This is a genomic window from Priestia sp. SIMBA_032, assembly GCF_046535215.1.
GTDB lineage: Bacteria > Bacillota > Bacilli > Bacillales > Bacillaceae_H > Priestia > Priestia aryabhattai.
The window spans coordinates 526,312-549,425 of sequence record NZ_JAWRXD010000001.1 but is presented as its reverse complement, the minus strand read 5'-3'; the positions used below and the strand labels follow the sequence as shown (position 1 = coordinate 549,425).

Genomic DNA, 23,114 nt, shown 5'->3' with positions numbered 1-23,114 from the left:
TATTATGGATGAGTTTCGAAAAAGTACAGCACCTTTTTATTTTGCAGATCATATATGGAAAGATAAAAATGGAATGACGACTTATGGGATGCTGTTAACGAACCGGCCCGAAGATGACGGGGACTATGACCTCCATTCGTTATTAGAAGAAGCATATGTAGATCATAAAAAAATTCTAATTACTACTGTTTACGACAACAGTGAACAGCAGTTGACCGGATACGTGATACATTTATCAGATGATCAAGACGTCTTTACGTTTATGGATGATACGGGTGCTAAGCTAGTGATTGATTTCTATGATGTTGTAGAAATTGAGATCGAAGATTAAAAAGAGCTGAATGTTGATTACAACATTCAGCTTTTTTGTATAAAAGTAGATGAATTTAAATGTTTATCATAAGAATTATAAGGGAAAAACAAATGAAGAAATTTCTGATTAAACTGAAATAAGTCGGGAAAATATACCTGTATTTTAGAAAAATTACCGTGATTATGACAAAAAACAAGGTACAATGTCATAATTGTGTTCCGAACGTAATTTTGTTCATCAAACTTAAAGAAATGTAATTGAATCGTTCGGTGAAACCCCTATATAGCTATGATAGAGTAATACCATACGAAATTTCAGGAGGTATTACCTATGAAACATAGTTATATGAAATCAATGGTAGTAGCGTGTTTAGCTACTCTTTCATTTATAGGTTTTAATGCAACAGCTACGGCTGCAACTAATTATAAAGTGGTCAAAGGCGATAGTCTTTGGAAGTTAGGTAAAAGATATAGTGTAACAATTGACGACATTAAAAAAATAAACAATCGTCAAGGAGATATGATTTATATTGGTGAAACATTAGCGATTCCGAGTAAGACAAAAGTGCTGGCTGCTGAAACAACGGAACCTTCAACGGCAGCACCGGCTAATACGGCTAAGCCAGAAGCAAAACCCGCAGAGCAGGAAACACCTGCAGTTTCGATTTCAGCAAGTGAAAAAGATTTATTAGCTCGCTTAGTAGAAGCTGAAGCAAAAGGCGAATCATATGAAGGAAAAGTAGGGGTAGCAACAGTGGTGTTAAACCGTGTAGATTCTCCGAAGTTTCCAGATACGGTAACAGGAGTTATTAAACAAGTTGTTGGAAAAGCATACGCCTTTTCACCGGTCCAAAACGGATCAATTAACAAACCCGCTTCAGAAGATTCGAAAAAAGCAGTAGAGCAAGCATTGACTAGAAAAGATCGTTTAGACGATTCCATTTACTTTTATAATCCAAAAACAGCTACCGATAACTGGATTCGTTCACGCGCTGTAATTAAAACAATTGATCATCATGTGTTTGCCAAATAAAAAAAGAGCCGTTCTGGCTCTTTTTTTAGTCTAAAAAGATATCTCGTTCCAAACTGCCTTCAGAACCTGTTAAAACCAGACCAATATCGGTATCAGCTTCTAAGTTCTGAACGATAGTAAAAGGCACTTTATGTTGGTTAGCCGCTTGAATATAGGGGGAGAGGTATGAGTAAGACAAGGAGCCATTTAAAAACAAATGACCGTCTTTCACTTTTTTAAAAAGAGGCTTTATTTTTGCTGCATCCTTTTTCATGACTTGCCCTTTTTTTAGCGCAAGTTCAATATTTTCACGTAGAGCAGTTAGGAAATATCTTCTTTCGTCTCTTTTTGTTTCTTTTGCTCCGTACATTCCTCGTTCTAAGTATTCTTCTAGTTGATCAGACATTGCGTCACTTCCTTTCGTTATAAACTATAAACGATTATGGCTATAAGTAAAAGGGATAGGAAAAAAGGAAAATCACTGTGCTATATCACCTGTTTTTTTGATGAGTACAAAGAAAAACAAAAAATGTGTTGAAATTTAGCCTAAAATATTGTTTAATGTAAATAGATAGAAAATCATATCGGTTTTTTATTAAAGGTTTGTAAGCGATTACAGATATACATACATAGCAGCGTTTGGGGAGACGCTCCTATGATTTTATGTTCAAAGCGCATTGTATAAAAAGGGGATTATATAGCTTTAGGGCATATACGGTCAAGCAAAGGGTCAGATAAATTAATAAAAAATCGCTATGTATTTTCATAAGAAGAACGGTCAACATTTTTGTTGAGCGTTCTTTTTATGCGTTCATATTATGTTTATTCCTCATTGCAGCAGGTGCTGAAAATTGTAAAGGTGTATTCCTCGTTTCCTCTCTCTTATTTTACATAAGTTACATGTAGTATGTTTCAAAGCCTTAAAAAATATATGTCTGTACGCTTGTTTAATCCTAACGAGGTGGTAGAAAAGGAATATTTTTTAAGAAATCACAAAAAAAACAGGCGATTGCCTATGCAAGAAGTAGGTGAATAACATATGTAATAAAGAGAATGAAATATAATTTGAGGAGGCATGTATCATGCAAGAATTTGATATTAATGACATAAGAAGACCATTCGGTGGTTTTGGAGGCTTTGGAGGCTTTGGTCGTCCAGGTTTTGGTTTCGGCCGTCCAGGTTTTGGCTTCGGCCGTCCGGGGTTCGGCTTTGGCTTTGGTCGCCCGTGGGGCTGGGGCTTTGGAGCTCCATTTCTTGGAGGATTAGTTCTTGGAAGTGCACTAGGAGGTCCAGGTTATTACGGTTATCCAGCACCATATTATTATCCGCCGTACCCACCATATTACCCTTATTATTATTAAAACAATGAGCGCTGATAAAGCGCTCTTTTATTATGTCCAGTCCAAGGTATATATAGAATGAATGCAAAACGCTACGTTTAGAAAATGATAACAGTTTTAAATAAGGAATGAACGCTTAAGCTAAAGGAGACAAGTTTTCCTTGCAACAATTGTTGATTTTGCTATAATAACTTCGGTGGCATTTTTGGTCACTGGGTGGGCGAGGGATAGATGAAAAGAAGGAAATTAGATTGAACGCATTATTTGAAAAGTTGTTTCGTTTAAACGACCACCAAACAACTGTCGGAAAAGAAAGCTTAGCTGGGGTCATTTCATTTCTTTCCATCGTGTATATTATTGCTGTTAATTCAACCATTTTGTCTGATGCTGGTATTCCGCTTGAAGCAGGAATATTCGCAACCGTAGCTTCGGCTTTTGTAGGCTGTGTTATTATGGCTTTTTGGGCAAATGCGCCTCTTATTCTGGTGCCAGGTATGGGGATTAATGCATTGTTTACGTATACGATGGTTCAATCAATGGGGTTATCTTGGCAAGAAGGGTTATTAGCAGTAGTGATATCCGGCTTTCTTTTTATAGCATTAGCTTTTTCACGACTGTCTGTCAAAATTGTCTCTTCGATTCCGCATTCGCTAAAAGAAGCGATAACAGTCGGTGTTGGCTTATTTTTAACATTTATCGGTTTGCAAAAAGGGAAGCTTGTAGTTCCAAGCGAAAACACTTTTGTAGCACTTGGAGACTTGTCAGATCCGTTTGTGATCAGTACGCTGTTGACGTTAATCATCACAATCGTACTGTTTATCCGAAATGTGAAAGGTAACTTTTTGTTAAGCATGATTGCTGGATCAGTCCTTGCCTTCTTACTTGGTGTAAGAAGCGGTGCAGAAAAAGGACAGTCCGCTGGGAGCGTGAACGACTTCTTTAGCAGCTTTGGCACATTGTCTTTTGGAGCTATTGGAGACGTTGCGTTTTGGGCAGCTGTCTTTTCATTAACAATGGTATTGATTTTTGAAAATATCGGTTTGCTGCATGGTCAGCTAGGTATGATGAATCAAGATAGCAAATTTCCGCGGGCCTTTCAAGCAACAGCCGCCTCAGCTTTGCTAAGCGGCGTATTTGGAACAAGTCCCACGGTGTCTTCTGTAGAAGGAGCATCTGGTATTGCAGCTGGAGGGCGAACGGGTTTAACATCGCTGATTACAGGAGTTTTATTTTTAAGTTCACTTCTGTTTATTCCATTTATCAAGCTGGTTCCAGATAGTGCTATTGCACCTATTCTTATTGTTATTGGAGCATTGATGATTCAAAATATCAAAAACATCAATTTACAGGACTTAACAGAAGGTTTCCCTGCATTTTTAATTATTGCGCTTATTCCTCTTACGTACAGCATTGCTGATGGAATTGCATTTGGGTTCATTGCGTATCCACTGCTTAAATTATTCCTTGGCAAAATGCGTGAAGTATCGATGTTTATGTATGTAAGCGCGCTGTTGTTTTTCTTGAATTTTGTGCTGCATTATATTGCTTAAAATAGACAGCTGAGTACTTTTGCTCAGCTGTTTTTTGTGTTTGCGGTAAAGAATCCTCTTTTTAGATATTATACTCCGTATTTCGTGTCCTTTGGCTAATCTGCCGCTTCTAAAATGACGTTTCCTGCGTAAAGTAGTACAGAAGTCGGAGGGGGATATAAGGGGGAGAAAATGATGGGAATTAAATTAATTAAAATATCAGCCGTTTATTTTGGAATTGGCATCATATTGGGGTATTATATGTCAATTGTTCACAGCTACGCTTTGACACCTGTTCACGTGCACATCAATTTATTAGGGTGGACGGCGCTTACGTTAGCGGGACTTATTTATTATTTGTTTCCTGCGTTTAGCGAAAGTAAATTAGCCAAACTGCACGTATGGTTGCATAATATAGGATTACCGGTCATGATGATTGGTTTATTTTTCATGATCGTACTAGAAAACCAAGCTTTTACACCCATAGTGGCAGCAGGAGCAACACTTACGGCTATTGGCGTTTTAATTTTCGTATATCACATCCTTAAAAATTTGAAATCTGAACGATAAGCAAAGAAGGTCGTTAATGATGGCTGCTAATTTCAAAAGGAAAAAGAACCAGCTATAGCGAATATACATGTAAACAAGGTGAAAGTGTGATTTACATAAAGGTGTGCTAGGCATCTTTATAAGGAGGGGTAAGCTGCAGGGATTTCTAGCTCTTATAAAAGCCAATAAAAGGGCTGATTATAAGTTTCTTGCGGCGGAGATACTATGGGAGAACATCAACAATTAGTGCGTGTTAGGGAGCTAGCAAATGAAATTATTCGACTTCGTCTTCAAGACCGTACAACTTATGACGAATTAGAGTTGCAAAATAATGTAGAGTTGTTGTCTCGTTCTGTGGTTGACTTAGTAAACATTATGTTAGCCGAAGATGTGGATTCGTCTACGTCTTTAAAAGCTACAGCTTCTAAAATGAAAATGGTGTATAATAACATGCATCAAGCTGAGAAAAAAGATTATTTGCATTTCTAATTGCTAGGCTCCTTTTCGCCACAAACGAAATGGAGGTGTACGAGGCAGATGCTATCGTCACTAACGACTTCTGAAGCTATTGTAGCATCCGTTCTTGCACTGGTTGTCATTGCCGTTTCCATTATCTTTTTTGCCACTCTTATTATGGTTGTTGTTCGACGAGAAAGAATCAGCAGCTTGGTTAATCACGGAGAGCATGCAGATGGAAAGCAAAAAAGCTTAGGTGAATTTTTTCGTTCTTTACGAAAAAAATAACTACCGTTTTCTTATTAAATAGATAACAGCGGTCAATCTAAACGTTGACCGCTTTTTTTCAGGTTGTTTGTTTATTTTTTTCTAAAACAATACGCGCTGCTTCACTAACAGATGACACAACAGCGGAGGCATGGCGCTGAACAGCTTCAGGAGCTGTAGCCATAGCGAAACTGTTCGGCGTTAATTGGAACATAGGAATATCATTAAATGAATCCCCTACACATGCAATTTCCTCTGGTTTTAGCTGAAGATGATTTAATAAAATTTCAATGGCATTTCCTTTGCTGATATGTTTAGGCATAATATCCAAACACTGCTTGGCAGAAATATATGTATCAATATAATCACCGAACTCTTCGTTCACTTCTTTTTGCAGAGCTACCATTTCATCGTGATCTCCAAGAACCGTGATTTTAGATGGAGAAAGAGCGTGACCAAATGAATCCGTCATTTTAATTTGTTCTTCGATAGGGAAAAACATGTGAGTTTCAATTGCTTCAATAATTTCATTTCGCTGCTCTACATAATTCGTGTCGTTTGAACAGACAAGCGTAATACGGTTAGGATCTATCGTTTTTTTATAAAGTTGAACCGCTAAATCATCTTCAAACACTTTTCCATGAAGTTCTTGATTTTCTTTGGTCCACACAAATCCTCCGTTTTGGCTAATGCGATGAAATGTATTATTAATATCAGTAGAAATCTTTAAAATTTCCGTATCCATTCGTCCAGAAGCAAGACAAACCTCTACTCCTTGGCGCTGAAGTTCACTAAGTGCGTCTGCATTATGCTGTTCTACGTATTTTTCTTCGTGTAAAAGAGTGCCATCTAAGTCGCTTACAAATAATTTAATCATTGCTTGAAAATTCCTTTCCCTGAAAAAATTGCTGTGATAAGGACGTTACAAATTTATTACATTCCTTATTCTATCAGTGTTTCCCAAGAAACTCATAAAAAAAGCTCAAATCGGCGGTGAATTCAAAGAGATTAAGACATAACTACATCAATTTTTTCCGCAGGAGTCTTCGTTTTGCCCTCCAATCAACAGCTAGAAACAGCTCCATGAAATTCAGTTCATCATCACAATGAAAAATCCGAATGGAGTTGATTCTCAGTCAAGAATCTGGATTCACCGTTCGGATCTTTCTTCAGCTAAAAATACATTTGTCGCAGCCTTTTTTCAGGTTTGTTCACTGTAAAAAACAGCCGCGGTCTAAAAGACCGCGGCCATATTTTATAATACGTTAAAATATTTCGCTTCAGGATGTGCAAAAACAAGGGCTGTAACAGAAGCTTCTGGTTCCATCATGAAACCGTCTGTTAACTGAATGCCGATGTCTTCAGGTTTAAGCAATTTAAACAGTTTTGCTTGGTCCTCAAGGTCTGGACATGCAGGATATCCGAATGAAAAACGCTGACCTTGGTATTTGGCTGAAAAACGCTCCGCCATTGTAAAGTCAGGCGAATCGGGGAATCCCCAGCGGTCACGAATTTGCTGATGAACACGTTCTGCTAATCCTTCAGCTAGTTCAAGCGCAAGAGCTTGGAACACGTGACTCTTTAAAAACTCGCCGTTTTCTTTGAATTTTGCCGCGCGTTCGCGAATGCCTGTTCCTGCTGTTACGGAGAAGAAACATACATAGTCCATCTCTTTTTCTTTAGGCTTTGCAAAATCAGATAAGCACAAGAACTGTCCTTTTGCTTGTCGAGGGAAGGTAAAGCGTTCAATTTCTGTTTTTTCATCAGCAGGATCATAAATAATTAAATCATTTCCGTCTGCTTGAGCAGGGAAGAACTGATAAATAACCGCTGGCTTAATTAAGTTTTCTTTTAGTGCCAGTTCGAGCAGGTCATCAACGGTTTCTTTTAATTGAACAGCACGCTCGTCTTTTTCGGCAAGCAGCTTATTCACTTTTCCTTTTAGTCCTAAGTGATGGCCTAAAAGCATCTGCCAGTTAATATACGGAAGAACCTGTGCCAAATCGTAGTGTTTAACAACGTGGCGCTTCAAATCAGCCGGTACAAAAACAGGAGCGTCCGTTGAAATGGCGGATCTTTCTAAAACAGCCGTAGCTGCTTGAGCGGTTTGAGGCTGACGTTCTCGAACCGTTACTTTCTTTTCTTGCCGTGTTTTTAAATCTGCTAGAAGCTGAATAACTTCTTCTTTGTTCTGCAGCTTGTTTGCTAACGCTAATCCGTCCATCGCATCTTTGGCGTAGAGGACCGCACCATCATATTCCGGGGCAATTTTAAAGTCAGTAAATTTACGGGAAAGGGCAGCGCCTCCTACCATAATTGGAACATCAATGCTTGATTGTGTTAAATCTTGGGCAGTCAAAACCATTTGCTGAGCTGACTTTACTAGAAGACCTGACAGGCCAATGATGTCTGGGTTTTCTTCTTTTACTGCTTCAATCAGCTGCTGGGGCGTTACTTTAATCCCTAAATCAATTACTTTAAAACCATTGTTGCTTAAAATGATGTCTACTAAGTTTTTACCGATATCATGCACGTCGCCTTTAACCGTTGCAAGAATAACTTTGCCTTTTCCAGAATCATTTTCAGTTGCTTCCATATGAGGTTCTAAAAAGGCAACGGATGCTTTCATAACTTCAGCACTTTGAAGCACTTCTGCTACAATCAGCTGGTTGTCATTAAACAAACGTCCAACTTCCGCCATGCCCTTCATAAGAGGTCCGTTAATAATATCTAACGGATCATCATATTGAGCTAAAGCCTGTTCTAAATCAGGAAGCAATCCTTCTTTTGTACCTTCGACAATATACATTGCCAATCGTTCTTCGAGTGTTAACGTAGAAATTTCTACTTTTGCTTCTTTCTTTTTATCACGATAAAAGTCGGTAAACGTGCTTAACGTTTCATCAGTTGTGTTAAATAATAACGCATTAGCAAGCTCAATTTCAGCTTCTGGAATAGAAGCATAGCGCTCTAACTTTTCGGTATTAACAATGGCATAATCCAGTCCCGCCTGCGTACAGTGATAAAGGTAAACAGCATTCAGTACTTCACGTCCGACTGGAGGAAGACCGAATGACACGTTACTTACGCCAAGAATAGTCAGGCAATCAGGCAGGGCTTCTTTAATCATTTTAATTCCCTTAACTGTTTCTTCAGCGGAACCAATATATTGTTCATCACCAGTTCCTACAGGAAACACAAGAGGGTCAAAAATAATATCTTTCGGATTAAAGCCATGTTTTTCAACAAGCAAATCATGTGAGCGTTTAGCAATCTCCACTTTTCGTTCTGCAGTAACGGCCATTCCTGTTTCATCGATTGTGCCGACAACCAGAGCTGCACCGAATTTTTTTACTAACGGTAAGATTGCATCAAAACGCTCTTCACCATCTTCTAAGTTAATGGAGTTAATAATGACCTTACCTTGTGAATACGTTAAAGCTTTTTCAATGACTTTCTCGTCGGTTGAATCGATTACAAGAGGAACCTTTACTTTCTTTACAACTTCTTGAATAAATTCCTCCATGTCTTCCATTTCTTCACGGTCTGGATCTGCTAAGCAAATATCAATAACGTGAGCACCATTTTTAACTTGAGCACGCGCAATTTCAGATGCTTCTTCAATTTTTCCTTCCGCAATCAGACGCTTGAACTTGCGAGAACCGATTACATTCGTACGTTCTCCTACAAAAAGAGGGCGCATAGACTCGTCATATACAAGCGGTTCAATACCGGTTACAGCATGGTTATGCTCGGAGCGATCAAGCGAACGAGGCGCAACCTCTTTTACCGCTTCCGCCAGTGCTTTAATATGAGCAGGCGTTGTACCACAGCATCCGCCTACAAAGTTCAGCCAGCCTTTATCAGCAAACCCTTTAATTTTTTGAGCAAGCAGCTCAGGGGATTCATGATAATTGCCTTCTTCATCCGGAAGTCCGGCGTTTGGATAACAACTAACTGCTGAAGTGGCTAGGTCTGAAAGAGAGCGAATATGATCTGTCATAAATTCAGGGCCTGTCGCGCAGTTAAGTCCGACTGAAAGTGGCTTCATGTGTTCCAGTGATAAGTAAAAAGATTCGATATCTTGACCAGCGAGAGTTGTTCCCATAGGCTCAATTGTTCCTGAAATCATAATAGGAACTTCGGTTTTTAGTTTTTCAAACGCCGCTGTAATCCCTAGAAACGCGGCTTTTACGTTCAGCATGTCTTGACAGGTTTCGACTAAAAGCAAGTCAACGCCGCCGTCTAACAAACCTCGAGCTTGCTCTTCGTACGATTCTACTAACTCAGGGAATGTAATGCCTCCGGTAACAGAGAGAGTTTTAGTGGTAGGACCGATAGCTCCAGCTACGAACCTAGGCCATTCGGGAGTTGAATACTTATCGCGGGCTGCACAAGCAAGCTTCACAGCTTCGATATTCAATTCATACGCCAAGTGACCTAAATCGTATTCATCAAGTACGGTAGATGTTGAGCCAAACGTATTGGTTTCAATGATGTCAGCACCTGCTGCAAAGTACTCTTCATGAATGCGCTGAATCACATGAGGCGCTGTTCGAGTCAAATATTCGTTACAGCCTTCATATTCTTCGCCGCCAAAATCTTCAGCGGTTAAATCAGCATCTTGAATCATCGTTCCCATTGCTCCATCGATGACGAGTATTCGCTTCTTTAGTTGTTGTTCGATAAGTGAGCTCATTTATATCTTCCTTTCTGATGTAACAAGTTGCTTGTCATGAATATAACGTGTTAGAATTTCGGTCATTTCATAGCGCATAAACGGCGTAATTAAGTAGATACCGTCAAATAGCTCATATGCCGTATCAATTAAGTTTTTGGCAATTGCAAGACCTTCGACTTCACCGCGGATTCGATCACTTCCCGTTGCGTCCATGCGTTCTAGAATACCTTCTGATAATTTAATTCCAGGTACTTCATGGTGAATAAATCGAGCATTTCTTGCGCTTGTTAACGGCATGATCCCAATGTATACCGGTGTTGTTAAATGTTTGGTTGCTTCATATACCTCTTCAATTTGCTTAGTTGAATAGAGAGGCTGAGTAATAAAATAGTGAGCCCCGCAGTCGATTTTCTTTTCCAAACGCTGAACAGCTCGGTCTAAGTGACGCACGTTTGGGTTAAAGGCAGCTGCAATGGAAAAATTGGTTTTTTGACCAAGCGGTTTACCGGAATAAGATAGTCCTTCATTAAACTGAGCGATTAAACTAATCAAGTCAAATGAAGATAAATCGTAGACCGAAGTGGCGCCAGGGAAATCGCCAACTTTTGACGGATCACCGGTAATTGCAAGTACTTGATTCATTCCTAGCGTATGAAGTCCCATTAAATGAGATTGAAGTCCAATTAAATTTCGGTCGCGACAGGTAATATGAATAAGCGGTCGTGCTTTTGTTTCTTGCTGCATCAGTGTTGCCATTGCCAAGTTGCTGATGCGAGGTGAGGCAAGAGAATTATCAGCTAATGTAATAGCATCTACGCCGACTTTATCAAGTGTTTTTGCGCCTTCTAAAAATTTAGTCGGACCAAGCTGTTTAGGCGGATCTAGCTCGACGATAACCGAGCGGCGCTTCTTCACAATTTCATGCATATGAGGTTTATCCTGCTGCTCACGCTCTTGAACCGTAACGGCTGGTCTCATTTTAACGACTTTGCTTGTAATCGGAGGCAGGTCTTTTAAGGCAGATGACATTGCGCGTACGTGAGCTGGTGTTGTACCGCAGCATCCTCCAATTAAGCGAACCCCTTGTTCGCGGAATAAACGCGCGCTTTCTACAAAGTAGTCTTCATTCGTTTCATATTCCAGCTTTCCTTCCACATACGCCGGAAGGCTGGCGTTAGGGTAAGCAGATAAGAAAGCACGATCAGGAAGCGGTACTTCTTCAAGAGACTGAATCATATGATAAGGACCTAAACGGCAGTTTAGCCCGACAACATCTGCTCCCAACGCTTCTAATTCTTTTAATGCATCTGCTAAAGGACGGCCATCTTGCAGTACGCCGATATCATGCAGGGAAACGTGGGTAATAATAGGCTTATCCGTTTCTTTTCTTGCCAGGGTAAGAACGGTCTTTAATTCTTCAAAATCATAGTATGTTTCAAATAAAAGGCCATCCACGCCTTCATTTAAAAGCCAAAACATTTGTTCACGAATGCTTCGCTTAACCTCTTCTAAACTAATAGCGTTTTTTTGGAAAGAACGAATTCCGCCGAGTGTACCAACCACGTAAGCCTGATCTTTTGCAGCTTGTTTCGCTAATTTTACACCAGCAACATTGATGTCTTTGACTGAATCTTCTAATCCATAACGGGCAAGTTTTTGATAATTAGCAGCGTACGTATTTGTTTGAATAACGTTTGCACCAGCTTCTACATAGGCTCTGTGAATACGAGAAACCTCTTCTGGTTTGGTGATGTTTAGTTCTTCAAAGCAGCTGTCAATACCGTGTGAGTAAAGGAGGGTACCAGTGGCACCATCCCCAATTAAAATTTTAGACTTTAAATCTTCAAGTAACCCCATGTCAAAACCTCCTTAAATTGTTCCGCTTCTATTTCACGAGTGATTCGTTTTATGCAATATGCCGATAAAATAGAAAAAGTCTTCTTAAGAAGAAGACTTTTTTCGCCTTCTTATCTTCCAAGCAATAAATTGCTTGCTGGATTTAGCACCATGTCTCTAACGACTGGTTGCTGAGGTTTCAAAGGGCCAGTCCCTCCACCTCTCATGATAAGAATCAATTGTATATAATTGAAACATATTTTTTTGAATAGAAAGAATACTTATTTAATAATTTATCTGATTTTTAGAAATTATACAACAGTAAATTGTGAATTTCCAGCAAATATTGAGGAAAATTTAAAAGCTAAAGGGAAAATATCCGTATATTTTGTTTGAAAATGACTGTTATGTTAGGGGTTAAGGAGTTTTTTGTGAGAAATACAAAAAGAAAAGGAAAAATAAAAAATGAACGCAAAGGCATAAGCGCTGGGAAATGCATAGATTTACACGTAAAAAGGCTCGTCTTTTTTTAACCCTTTCTACATATAGTGAACTATGAAGGGTAGAAGGGTGATGGGCATGAAAAGGTGGAAACTCACGCTGCAGGTTGCTGCTACGTATGTAGGCACCGTTGTAGGAGCCGGTTTTGCAACAGGCAAGGAAATCGTTCAATTTTTTACACAGTACGGGGAACTTGGAATGGTTGGAATTTTGGTCAGCGGCTTGTTTTTTATTTGGCTAGGTTCGAAAATGATGCTGCTTTCGCACGCAATTGGGGCTTCTTCTTATCAGCAGCTTAATACATATTTATTTGGTGATGTGCTTGGAAAAGCGGTAAACGGTGTAATGATTGTCATTTTATTTGGAGTAACTTCAGTCATGCTAGCGAGTACGGGGGCAATAGGAAAAGAACAGTTTGGGCTGTGGCCTCCTGTTGGGATGATTTTTACAATTGTTTTAACTTATATATTTATCGCAAGAGGAATTAACGGTATTTTAATGGTTAATTCTCTTGTTGTCCCGATGATGCTTTCATTTGCTTTTATCATCTTTGTGCCAAATATCAGCTATTTCTCACTGATTCAAACGAAGCCGGATTTAACGCTTGTCACACAGTGGAAGTGGGCGGTTAGTCCCTTTTTATACATTTCCCTAAATCTAGCTTTGGCTCAAGCCGTTTTGGTTCCATTAGGAAGCTCCGTGAAAGATAGGAGCGTGATTAAAAAAGGGGCCGTAATAGGAGGATGCGTACTTACGTTTATGCTTGTTTCTACTCATCTTGCCCTTTCCAATTTGCCTTATTCATTTCAACTTGATATTCCGATGAGTGCCGTTGTTAAAAATATCTCAGCGTGGGTGAATGTTTTATTTACGGTAGTTGTGTTAGGTGAGATTTTTACTACATTGATTGGAAATGTATTTGGAATCGCTAAGCAGCTTCAGTCATTTCTTCCCCTGAATGACAAACAAGCTTTTGCGTTTATTATCTTGGCTTGCTTTATTATTGGGCAATTCGGATATGCCCAGCTTCTTGGGTTTCTGTATCCGATATTTGGCTATATTGGACTAGCTTTTGTATGGATGCTATGTATTAAAAAAGAAAAAATAAGCTAAAAGCCGGGTTTTAAAGAACAGATGTGAAAAAACGAAGTTAAATGATGTGACAAGTCGATTTTACTTTGCTATAATGTAAAACAAATAAGACTCTAGCAGTCGAATATATTATCCTTCGGGGTCGGGTGTAAGTCCCAACCGGCGGTGATAAAGCTTATGCTTTTAAGCCCGTGACCCGTTTTCATACGATGTATGTTAGCGGTGGATCTAGTTAAAATCTAGAGCCGACAGTAAAAGTCTGGATGGGAGAAGGATCAGGAAGCACAGTTGTTTTTTTGTGTTGTATTAATAAGGGAGAGGTTTGCCTTTTTTAAAGTTACCCTTGTTTTTGTACACAAAACATAACTGTTTATTTCGTATACAATTAGCGGAATTTTGCATAGATAAAACTGATTCAGCTCAGCCGACCCCTTGGACATTTGTTCAAGGGGCTTTTTTATTTTCAGTGGTTGGGGGAAAGATAAATATGAAAAAAAAGCAGCTGCTATTTCAAAACGGCATAAGAAGTTGGAATAGCGCCAAAGCAGGTGAAGAAAATGTTCACAGGTATTATTGAAGAAATTGGAAAAATAAAACGTATTCAAAAGGCTACAGAAGCAATTGTTCTTACGATTGATGCGAAGACCGTGTTAGAAGATGTGAACTTAGGGGACAGTATTTCAGTTAACGGCGTTTGTTTAACCGTAACGGCTTACTCTCAAAATGAATTTACGGTCGACGTCATGCCCGAGACGATTAAAGCAAGTACCCTTCAGCTTCTAACCGTTGGATCACGTGTTAACTTAGAACGGGCGATGGCTGCAAATGGACGGTTTGGAGGGCATTTTGTTAGCGGACACGTTGATGGAATTGGAACCATTGTAAGCAAAACACGTAAAGGAAATGCCTTTTACTATGAAATTCAAGTTGACCCTCGACTTCGTGAATTTATGATGTTAAAAGGATCTGTTTCCGTAGACGGAACAAGTCTTACTATCTTTGATGTCAGCAACCAATCCTTTACTATTTCTCTTATTCCTCATACGGTGCTTCACACGGTCGTAGGAGACAAACAGCGAGGAGACAAGGTGAATATTGAATGCGATATGTTAGCTAAATATATGCATCAGATGATGGCTAACAAGTCAACTCCTGGCGCCTCGAATCGGTCAGGTAATATGAAGGATTTATTGCAGCAGCATGGTTTTACAAATTAACAGTGAGGTGAAAGAGATGTTTCATAAAGTAGAAGAAGCCATTGAAGAGTTGAAAAAGGGAAAAGTGGTTATTGTATGCGATGATGAAGATCGAGAAAATGAAGGAGATTTTATTGCATTAGCTGAAAAAACGACGCCTGAGGTTATTAACTTTATGGCTACTCATGGAAGAGGATTAATTTGTACACCTGTTAATGAAGAAATTGCGCATAAATTGAATCTTCACCCGATGGTAGCGAACAATACGGATGTACATGGAACAGCATTTACAGTAAGTATTGATCATATTTCAAGTACAACAGGTATCAGTGCATACGAACGCTCTGCTACCGTTATGGCTCTTGTAAATGAAGAGACGGTAGCAAGTGATTTTCAACGCCCAGGACATATTTTCCCATTGATTGCAAAAGACGGGGGCGTTCTGCAGCGTGCGGGTCATACAGAGGCTGCTGTTGATTTAGCCGTGTTAGCAGGAGGGAAACCTGCGGGTGTTATTTGTGAAATCATGAATGAAGATGGAACAATGGCACGCGTACCGGACTTAACAAAGATTGCAGAGCAATTCGATTTAAAAATGATCACAATAAAAGATTTGATTGCCTACCGTCGCAAACATGACCAGCTGATTAGCCGAGAAGTAGAAGTGAGCTTACCTACGGCATTTGGTGATTTTAAGGCTGTAGGATATACAAATAAACTTGATAATAAAGAACATGTGGCTCTTATCAAAGGTGATATTGATCATAATAGCCCCGTTCTCGTTCGCGTTCACTCCGAGTGTTTGACTGGAGATGTGTTTGGCTCTGAGCGCTGTGACTGCGGTCCTCAGCTTCACGCGGCTCTTACGCAAATTGAAGAAGAAGGACGCGGCATTCTGCTGTATATGCGTCAAGAGGGCAGAGGCATTGGCTTATTAAATAAGCTAAGAGCATATAAGCTGCAGGAAGAAGGATACGATACCGTAGAAGCGAATGAAAAGCTCGGGTTTGCTGCGGATTTACGAGAGTATGGAATCGGTGCTCAAATCTTAAAAGACCTTGGAGTCAAACAAATGAAGCTTTTAACGAACAATCCTCGTAAAATTACTGGGCTAAAAGGCTACGACCTTGAAGTGGTCGAGCGAGTGCCTCTTCAAATGCCGGCAGTGGATGCCAATAAAAAATACTTAGATACAAAAGCTAAAAAATTAGGTCATTTATTACATTTATAAGTTTACACTTTTTTTCGTTATAACAAATGAAGCTAATACATGAAAAGAAATGTAAATAACTATATATTACTACTAGCAGGAGGAACAAGAAATGAATCATTTATATGAAGGAAATTTAGTTGGCACAGGATTAAAAATTGGAATCGTGGTAGGTCGTTTTAATGAATTTATTACAGGCCGTTTACTTAGTGGAGCAGAAGATGCGCTCAAACGTCACGGCGTAGCTGATGAAGATGTAGACGTGGCTTGGGTGCCGGGCGCTTATGAAATTCCCTTAATCGCCAAAAAATTAGCTGAATCTAAAAAATATGATGCAGTTATTACGCTAGGAACCGTTATTCGAGGAGCTACTCCACACTTTGATTTTGTATGTAATGAAGTAGCAAAAGGCGTTGCATCTCAAAGCTTACAAACAGGCGTGCCAATTATCTTTGGCGTATTAACAACTGAAACAATTGAGCAAGCAATTGAACGTGCAGGAACAAAAGCAGGAAATAAAGGATGGGAAGCTGCAGCATCAGCTATCGAAATGGCTAACCTTTCAAAAATGATTGAAGGATAATCAAGATCATTCCAGTTTTTATAAGCTGAAGAGTTAAAAGAGGCTGAAACAAAATTATGGTAGTTAAAAGAAGATCCGAACGATTCATCGTTCGGATTTTTTCATGGTTAGGGTTACAACGTAGGTTTCCTGTATGCAGGCTTCTGACTGTTGATTGGAGAGCAAGGCGAAGACTTGCACAGAAATCAACTGCAGTGCAGCAAGCGATTCATACTATCTCATGTATCCCGTTTGTTCGCCTTTAGATTGGATTGATGTAGTATGTCTCAATCTCTTTTGAATAGAAGCTAGCCATGTATAATTTGGCTAAAACGTCTTACTCTAAATAATAATTAGGTCGTAAAAGGGAGACGTCTATGCCTCATTATACTGCTTTTTTTGCATTGATTATTATCAGCACAGTCGTTTTGCTTACAGTATTCATACGTAAAAAGGATAAAAAGCTAGTCGTTTTGCTTTTTTTTATCATTGGAATGGCTTATGTACTAGAGTATGTCGTATTTGTGCTGTTTGAAAGTTACGAGTACGATCCTGATTTTATGACCAATGAATATTTTGATAATTTGTTTGGGTCCTTAACTTCTCAAACGTTTGCTTTTCCAATAATGGCTATGGTGGTAGCTGCTTATCAATTAAAATTTCGCTATATTTTATTTATTTCGGCTATGTTTATGGGGATTGAAGAATTATTTTTACACTGGGATATTTATACACATCACTGGTGGAAAACAATTTATACAGGCGTTTTAATGACTATAGGCTTTAGTATTTCAAAGATTTGGTATGTATGGCTAACAGAACGGTATATGACATTTGTGCATTACGCTACATTTTTTCTCGGAATGCTCGCCATTACTTCTACTATTATGTTTCTGCTGTTAGCATATTTTCATAATAATTGGTTTTATACCGGATGGTTTGCGTCGGCTACTCATGATTCCGTAAATGCAACAATGATTTATGTTTGTATTGTTACGATTCTCCTCGTCTGGAGTGTAGTCAAAGAATTTTTTATTGGAGCTGGAATGATTATAGCAGGGCTGCGTATAGTAGATATTTGGCTGATTCACTATGGGGTTTTGCTGGTATCTATTACCACTTCACTTGTTCTTTTTACGCTTTTACAAGCGGGTATATTCATTCTGAGCGTTATGCTTCAACATTTTATTATGAAAAATTGTTATGGGAAGAGTAAAAAAGACGTTGCGTTTCCAGCGAAGAACTACTAAGATAATACGTAACTCAAATAGTTTAGTTCAATAATATTTGAAATAAAGAAAAATGAATTGACGGTTATGCGTATTATTTGTAAGATAGGAAAGCAAATAATAGAAAGCCGAAACAGGGGAGTGAAGGATTCGTGAAAGAGTCCTTTTTTGTAGAAAAGGTACTTAATAATAATGTATTAATTGCTAAACACCTTACCTATGATGAAGTTGTGCTAATTGGGAAAGGAATAGGGTTCAACAAGAAAAAAGGCGATGAAATCGATGCAAAAGCTGTGGAAAAAATGTTTTTGTTAAAGAGTGAAGAAGAGCAAGAACAGTACAAGCAGCTTTTAGCTCAGGTGGATGAAGACGTGATTGAAATGATGAATGATATTGTAATGCATATTCAAAAACGCGTTAATATTCCTTTGAATGAGCATATACACATTTCATTGACAGATCATATCGCCTTTGCAATAAAACGTTTTCAGCAGGGGATGGGCCTCAAAAATCCATTTTTACTGGAAACAAAAGCCTTATATCCAGAGGAATATACGATCGCATCTGAAGTGGTAGAGATCATTAGTCGTAAAATAGGCGTCCAGCTTCCGGTAGGAGAGATTGGTTTTATCGCGCTTCATATCCATAGTGCGCTGACTGAAAAAAACCTGCTGGAAGTGAATCAAGACTCGCAGCTTATTCAAACGATTATTAATGTGATTGAAGAATCGCTTCATCTGCAGGTAGACAAAGAATCTGTACACTATATGAGATTGATTCGTCATTTGCATTTTGCGATTGATCGAGTAAAAACAGGAGAAAAAATAGAAGAGCCAAAAAAAATTGCTTTGCTATTGAAAGAAGAATATCCCCTGTGTTACAATGTGTCTTGGAAAGTGATAAAAGTAATGCAGCAAGCGTTACATTTACCTGTGTATGAAGCAGAAGCAGTTTACTTAACGATGCATCTGCAGCGACTTATAACAAAAACGGATTTATAAAATCATTTCAATACGTGTTACTGATACGATCAGGCATGAGTGAGAAATGAAGCGATGTGTAATTGGATGAGTGTATCCATTTATCGTTTCTTTTTCCTCATGCCTTTTTTTGTTGTAAGAAAGCGCAATCATTTAAAACTTAGGCTTCAGGACACCAGGACATGTAATAAGTTTTCTAGTTAAAGAAAGCGTTTTATGAAAGCGCGTTAATGATTCACGTATCAAATAAATAGCTTGTTGCACACTAAATATATAAAAGGAGGTAAGCGCCATGTTTAAAAAACTTTTTGGAGTATTACAAAAAGTCGGAAAAGCGCTTATGTTACCGGTTGCGATTTTACCGGCAGCAGGGATTTTACTTGGAGTAGGGACAGCGCTTCAAAACCCTACATTGTTGGATGCAGTACCAGCACTTGGTGCAGACTGGGTTCAATTGGTTTCAAATGTTCTGTCGCAGGCGGGTCAAATTGTATTTGATAACTTATCGCTATTGTTTGCCGTTGGTGTTGCCGTTGGTTTAGCTGGTGGTGACGGTGTAGCAGGTATTGCTGCAATCGTAGGCTACTTAATTATGAACAAAACGATGAGCACAATCTTAGTTGCTACAGGACAACTAGATCCTGACAAAATGGGTGCCAATCCAGCTTACACTAGCATCTTAGGAATTCCTACGTTAGCTACGGGTGTATTCGGGGGTATCATAGTAGGTATTTTAGCTTCATCCATGTATAATCGTTATTTCAATATTGAATTACCATCTTATTTAGGGTTCTTTGCAGGAAAACGATTTGTACCAATCATTACTGGGGTATTTTCAATTGTTTTAGGTGTTATTATGATTTTCATTTGGCCGCCAATTCAAAGCGGATTAAATGCTTTCTCTACTAACATGATTGATGCAAACCCAACTTTATCAGCGTTTGTATTTGGATTGATTGAACGTTCATTAATTCCATTTGGACTTCATCACATCTTCTACTCTCCGTTCTGGTTTGAGTTTGGTGATTATGTCAATAAAGCAGGTCAACATATTCACGGTGACCAAAAGATTTTCTTTGCTCAATTAGCAGATGGCGTGCCTTTAACAGCAGGAACATTCCAAGTTGGTAAATTCCCGTTCATGATGTTCGGATTGCCAGCAGCCGCTCTTGCAATTTATCACGAAGCTCGTCCTGAAAACAAAAAATATGTAGCTGGTATCATGGGTTCAGCTGCTTTAACATCTTTCTTAACGGGTATTACAGAGCCGCTTGAGTTCTCGTTCTTATTCGTAGCACCAGTACTATTTGCAATCCACGCAGTATTTGCAGGTTTGTCGTTTATGGTTATGCAATTATTAAATGTTAAAATCGGCATGACATTCTCAGGTGGGGTTATCGATTACGTTCTATTTGGAGTTATGCAAAACCGCACAGCATGGTGGCTAGTTATTCCGGTAGGTTTAGTTCTAGCAGTTATCTACTACTTCGGTTTCCGCTTTGCAATCCGTAAATTTAACTTAAAAACACCGGGTCGTGAAGATAAAGAAGAGGGAGAAGAAGATGTAAAAGTAGAAGCAGCAGAGCTTCCGACAAATATTTTGGCTGCACTTGGCGGTAAAGAAAACATTACACATTTAGATGCTTGTATTACGCGTTTACGTGTTTCAGTAGATGATGTGGGTAACGTTGATAAAAACCGTTTGAAAAAACTTGGAGCAGCTGGTGTTCTTGAAGTTGGTAACAATATTCAAGCTATTTTCGGTCCGAAATCTGACACGATAAAAGGTCAAATTCAAGACATTATGAATGGAAAAACGCCGGTTGTCACAAAAGAAGAGACAAAAACAATTGAAAAACCTGTTGCAACATCTGAAGTAGGAAGCGATAATGGTAATGATATTGTTTCACCGATTGAGGGAGAATTGGTACCTTTATCGGAAGTACCAGATCAGGTATTTTCACAAAAATTAATGGGTGATGGTTTTGCGATTATTCCGAAAACAGGCACAGTAGTTGCGCCAGTGGACGGAAAAATAGTAAACTTATTCCCGACGAAACATGCTTTAGGTATTGAATCAACGACTGGACGTGAAATTTTAATTCACGTTGGTATTGATACAGTTAACTTAAAAGGCGAAGGTTTTGAAGCTTTAGTTGCCCAAGGCGATGAAGTGAAAAAAGGACAGCCTCTATTGAAAATTGATTTAGACTTTGTAAAAGAAAATGCGCCATCGACGATTACGCCGATCATTTTCACGAATTTACAAGCTGATGAAAAAATTGATATCTTAAAGCAGGGCCAAGTTTCTCAACAAGAAGCAAATATTATTAACATTTCAAAGTAAAAAGGAGATTGATTTAACATGGCACAAAAAACATTTACAGTAACAGCAGACTCAGGAATTCACGCACGTCCAGCAACAACTTTAGTACAAGCAGCAAGCAAATTTGATTCTGATATCAACTTAGAATTCAACGGTAAAACTGTAAACTTAAAATCAATCATGGGCGTTATGTCTTTAGGTATTCAAAAAGGCGCTACAATCACTATCTCTGCAGAAGGTTCTGACGAAGCAGATGCACTTGCTGCTCTTGAAGATACAATGAGCAAAGAAGGATTAGGCGAATAATGACAAAGGAAATTCAAGGCATTGCCGCTTCTAGCGGCATTGCTATTGCTAAAGCATTTCGTTTAGAAAATCCAGAATTAACCGTTGAAAAAAAATCAGTAACCGAAGTTGAAGCAGAAGTAGCACGTCTAGAAGCTGCGCTAGAAAAATCAAAATCAGAACTTGAAATTATTAGAGAGCATGCTCGTAAAGAACTTGGAGATGACAAAGCAGAAATCTTTGAAGCTCACTTATTAGTTCTAAGCGACCCTGAACTTATTAATCCAATTAAAGATAAAATTACGAATGAAAATGTAAACGCTGAACATGCACTTGATGAAGTAGCGGCAATGTTTATTAATATGTTTGAGTCAATGGATAATGAATATATGAAAGAACGTGCTGCTGATATCCGCGACGTAACAAAGCGTGTATTAGCTCATCTTTTAGGTGTAAACGTTTCAAATCCAAGCTTAATCTCAGAGGAAGTTGTCATTATCGCAGAAGATTTAACCCCGTCTGATACAGCACAGTTAAATCGTAAGTTCGTAAAAGGATTTACAACAGATATTGGCGGACGTACTTCTCACTCAGCAATTATGGCGCGTTCAATGGAGATCCCAGCTGTTGTAGGTACAAAAACAGTTATGGAAGACATTCAAAACGGCGTATTAGTAATTGTTGATGGTTTAGATGGCGAAGTTATCGTTGATCCAAGCGAAGAAACAGTAAAAGCTTACGAGAAAAAAGCAGCTGAGTATGCAGAACAAAAAGCTGAATGGGCTAAGCTTGTAAATGAAAAAACGGTTTCAGCTGATGATCATCATGTTGAACTTGCTGCTAACATTGGTACACCGGAAGATGTAAAAGGCGTATTAGAAAACGGCGGCGAAGGCGTTGGCCTTTATCGTACAGAATTCTTATACATGGGCCGCGAAGAGCTTCCGACGGAAGAAGAGCAGTTTACTTCTTATAAAACAGTTCTTGAACGTATGGAAGGCAAACCAGTGGTTGTTCGTACTCTTGACATTGGTGGAGATAAAGAGCTTCCTTATTTAAATCTACCAAAAGAAATGAACCCATTCTTAGGTTTCCGTGCCATTCGCTTATGTCTAGAGATGCAAGACATGTTCCGTACACAGCTTCGTGCGCTTCTACGTGCAAGCGTATACGGTAATCTGAAAATTATGTTTCCGATGATTGCTACTGTTGATGAGTTCCGTCAAGCAAAAGCTATTCTTTTAGAAGAAAAAGCAAAACTTCAACAAGAAGGCGTACAAGTTTCGGAAGACATCGAAGTAGGGATGATGGTAGAGATTCCTTCTTCAGCGGTAATCGCAGATTTATTTGCTAAAGAAGTAGATTTCTTCTCTATCGGAACAAACGATTTAATTCAATACACGCTTGCTGCTGACCGCATGAATGAGCGCGTGTCTTATTTATATCAACCGTATAACCCAGCGATTCTTCGCTTAGTGAATATGGTAATCAAAGCGGCTCACAAAGAAGGTAAGTGGGTAGGCATGTGCGGAGAGATGGCAGGAGATGAGATTGCAATTCCAATTCTCTTAGGCTTAGGCTTAGATGAATTCTCAATGAGTGCAACATCTATCTTGAAAGCTCGTTCTCAAATCCGTCAATTATCAAAAGCTGATATCGAACCTCATTTAGATACAATTCTATCAATGTCTTCTACAGAAGAAGTTATTGAGTTCGTAAAATCAACTTTTCATATTGGATAATAAAAAGGT

20 protein-coding genes and 2 riboswitches are annotated in these 23,114 nt (G+C 38.9%); of the genes, 16 read left to right on the top strand and 4 right to left on the bottom strand.

The features are described from left to right. The first annotated feature begins 4 nt into the window (after positions 1-4). Both SB717_RS02755 and SB717_RS02750 read left to right on the top strand, forming a co-directional pair. Entirely contained in the window at positions 5-331 is a 327-nt protein-coding gene (locus tag SB717_RS02755) for a hypothetical protein (protein ID WP_013082248.1), read from the top strand. A gap of 312 nt (positions 332-643) precedes the next feature. Further along, the gene (locus SB717_RS02750) at positions 644-1,345 is read left to right on the top strand and encodes a cell wall hydrolase (RefSeq protein ID WP_074678494.1); all 702 of its coding nucleotides are present in this window, start codon (positions 644-646) and stop codon (positions 1,343-1,345) included. A 25-nt stretch (positions 1,346-1,370) separates the two neighbouring features. On the opposite strand, the gene SB717_RS02745 is transcribed toward SB717_RS02750, so the two are convergent. After that, a complete protein-coding gene (locus tag SB717_RS02745; protein WP_335430822.1) occupies positions 1,371-1,730 on the bottom strand; it encodes a YueI family protein in 360 nt (119 codons plus the stop codon). A 676-nt stretch (positions 1,731-2,406) separates the two neighbouring features. Here SB717_RS02745 and SB717_RS02740 point away from each other — a divergent pair. The 5 genes from SB717_RS02740 (at position 2,407) to SB717_RS02720 (ending at position 5,486) form a co-directional block, all read left to right on the top strand. Next, positions 2,407-2,685, top strand: coding sequence for a hypothetical protein (locus tag SB717_RS02740; RefSeq protein WP_410903150.1), 279 nt, complete (start codon positions 2,407-2,409; stop codon positions 2,683-2,685). 230 nt (positions 2,686-2,915) lie between these two features. Further along, on the top strand, positions 2,916-4,214 hold the full coding sequence (locus SB717_RS02735; protein WP_074678493.1) for an NCS2 family permease: 1,299 nt from the start codon (positions 2,916-2,918) through the stop codon (positions 4,212-4,214). Between the two features lie 174 nt (positions 4,215-4,388). Beyond that, positions 4,389-4,763 carry a cbb3-type cytochrome c oxidase subunit I gene (locus tag SB717_RS02730; protein WP_098621518.1) on the top strand — a complete coding sequence of 125 codons (375 nt, stop codon included), beginning with the start codon at positions 4,389-4,391 and terminating at the stop codon, positions 4,761-4,763. A gap of 204 nt (positions 4,764-4,967) precedes the next feature. Continuing rightward, on the top strand, positions 4,968-5,231 hold the full coding sequence (locus SB717_RS02725; protein WP_013055998.1) for a hypothetical protein: 264 nt from the start codon (positions 4,968-4,970) through the stop codon (positions 5,229-5,231). A gap of 48 nt (positions 5,232-5,279) precedes the next feature. After that, positions 5,280-5,486: a hypothetical protein gene (locus SB717_RS02720; RefSeq protein ID WP_013055999.1), complete on the top strand. Its 207-nt coding sequence runs from the start codon at positions 5,280-5,282 to the stop codon at positions 5,484-5,486. 58 nt (positions 5,487-5,544) lie between these two features. On the opposite strand, the gene SB717_RS02715 is transcribed toward SB717_RS02720, so the two are convergent. The 3 genes from SB717_RS02715 to SB717_RS02705 all read right to left on the bottom strand — a co-directional run bounded on the left by SB717_RS02715 (position 5,545) and on the right by SB717_RS02705 (position 12,003). Then, the gene (locus SB717_RS02715) at positions 5,545-6,342 is read right to left on the bottom strand and encodes a Cof-type HAD-IIB family hydrolase (protein ID WP_074678492.1); all 798 of its coding nucleotides are present in this window, start codon (positions 6,340-6,342) and stop codon (positions 5,545-5,547) included. A 378-nt stretch (positions 6,343-6,720) separates the two neighbouring features. Then, on the bottom strand, positions 6,721-10,164 hold the full coding sequence (gene metH / locus SB717_RS02710; RefSeq protein ID WP_098621516.1) for a methionine synthase: 3,444 nt from the start codon (positions 10,162-10,164) through the stop codon (positions 6,721-6,723). Further along, the gene (locus tag SB717_RS02705) at positions 10,165-12,003 is read right to left on the bottom strand and encodes a bifunctional homocysteine S-methyltransferase/methylenetetrahydrofolate reductase (RefSeq protein ID WP_098621515.1); all 1,839 of its coding nucleotides are present in this window, start codon (positions 12,001-12,003) and stop codon (positions 10,165-10,167) included. Between the two features lie 107 nt (positions 12,004-12,110). Then, a riboswitch (SAM riboswitch) is annotated at positions 12,111-12,217 on the bottom strand. Between the two features lie 344 nt (positions 12,218-12,561). On the opposite strand from SB717_RS02705, the gene SB717_RS02700 reads away from it, so the two are divergent. From SB717_RS02700 to ptsP, 9 genes are all read left to right on the top strand, one after another. Next, complete coding sequence (locus SB717_RS02700; RefSeq protein WP_234483647.1) at positions 12,562-13,596, top strand: YkvI family membrane protein; 1,035 nt, start codon at positions 12,562-12,564, stop codon at positions 13,594-13,596. Between the two features lie 107 nt (positions 13,597-13,703). Next, a riboswitch (FMN riboswitch) is annotated at positions 13,704-13,854 on the top strand. 278 nt (positions 13,855-14,132) lie between these two features. After that, complete coding sequence (gene ribE / locus SB717_RS02695) at positions 14,133-14,792, top strand: riboflavin synthase (RefSeq protein WP_098621514.1); 660 nt, start codon at positions 14,133-14,135, stop codon at positions 14,790-14,792. 16 nt (positions 14,793-14,808) lie between these two features. Then, positions 14,809-16,002: a bifunctional 3,4-dihydroxy-2-butanone-4-phosphate synthase/GTP cyclohydrolase II gene (locus tag SB717_RS02690; RefSeq protein ID WP_074679393.1), complete on the top strand. Its 1,194-nt coding sequence runs from the start codon at positions 14,809-14,811 to the stop codon at positions 16,000-16,002. Between the two features lie 91 nt (positions 16,003-16,093). Further along, a complete protein-coding gene (gene ribH, locus SB717_RS02685; protein WP_013056007.1) occupies positions 16,094-16,564 on the top strand; it encodes a 6,7-dimethyl-8-ribityllumazine synthase in 471 nt (156 codons plus the stop codon). A 356-nt stretch (positions 16,565-16,920) separates the two neighbouring features. Continuing rightward, positions 16,921-17,793 carry a hypothetical protein gene (locus SB717_RS02680; protein ID WP_410903149.1) on the top strand — a complete coding sequence of 291 codons (873 nt, stop codon included), beginning with the start codon at positions 16,921-16,923 and terminating at the stop codon, positions 17,791-17,793. Between the two features lie 131 nt (positions 17,794-17,924). After that, the gene (gene glcT, locus SB717_RS02675) at positions 17,925-18,773 is read left to right on the top strand and encodes a glucose PTS transporter transcription antiterminator GlcT (RefSeq protein ID WP_034653500.1); all 849 of its coding nucleotides are present in this window, start codon (positions 17,925-17,927) and stop codon (positions 18,771-18,773) included. A gap of 271 nt (positions 18,774-19,044) precedes the next feature. Beyond that, positions 19,045-21,099 carry a glucose-specific PTS transporter subunit IIBC gene (gene ptsG / locus SB717_RS02670; RefSeq protein ID WP_074678480.1) on the top strand — a complete coding sequence of 685 codons (2,055 nt, stop codon included), beginning with the start codon at positions 19,045-19,047 and terminating at the stop codon, positions 21,097-21,099. Between the two features lie 18 nt (positions 21,100-21,117). Beyond that, positions 21,118-21,384 carry a phosphocarrier protein HPr gene (locus tag SB717_RS02665; protein WP_013056011.1) on the top strand — a complete coding sequence of 89 codons (267 nt, stop codon included), beginning with the start codon at positions 21,118-21,120 and terminating at the stop codon, positions 21,382-21,384. Beyond that, positions 21,384-23,105: a phosphoenolpyruvate--protein phosphotransferase gene (ptsP, locus tag SB717_RS02660; RefSeq protein ID WP_045292764.1), complete on the top strand. Its 1,722-nt coding sequence runs from the start codon at positions 21,384-21,386 to the stop codon at positions 23,103-23,105. The genes SB717_RS02665 and ptsP overlap by 1 nt, the downstream gene beginning before the upstream one ends. Positions 23,106-23,114: the final 9 nt, after the last annotated feature.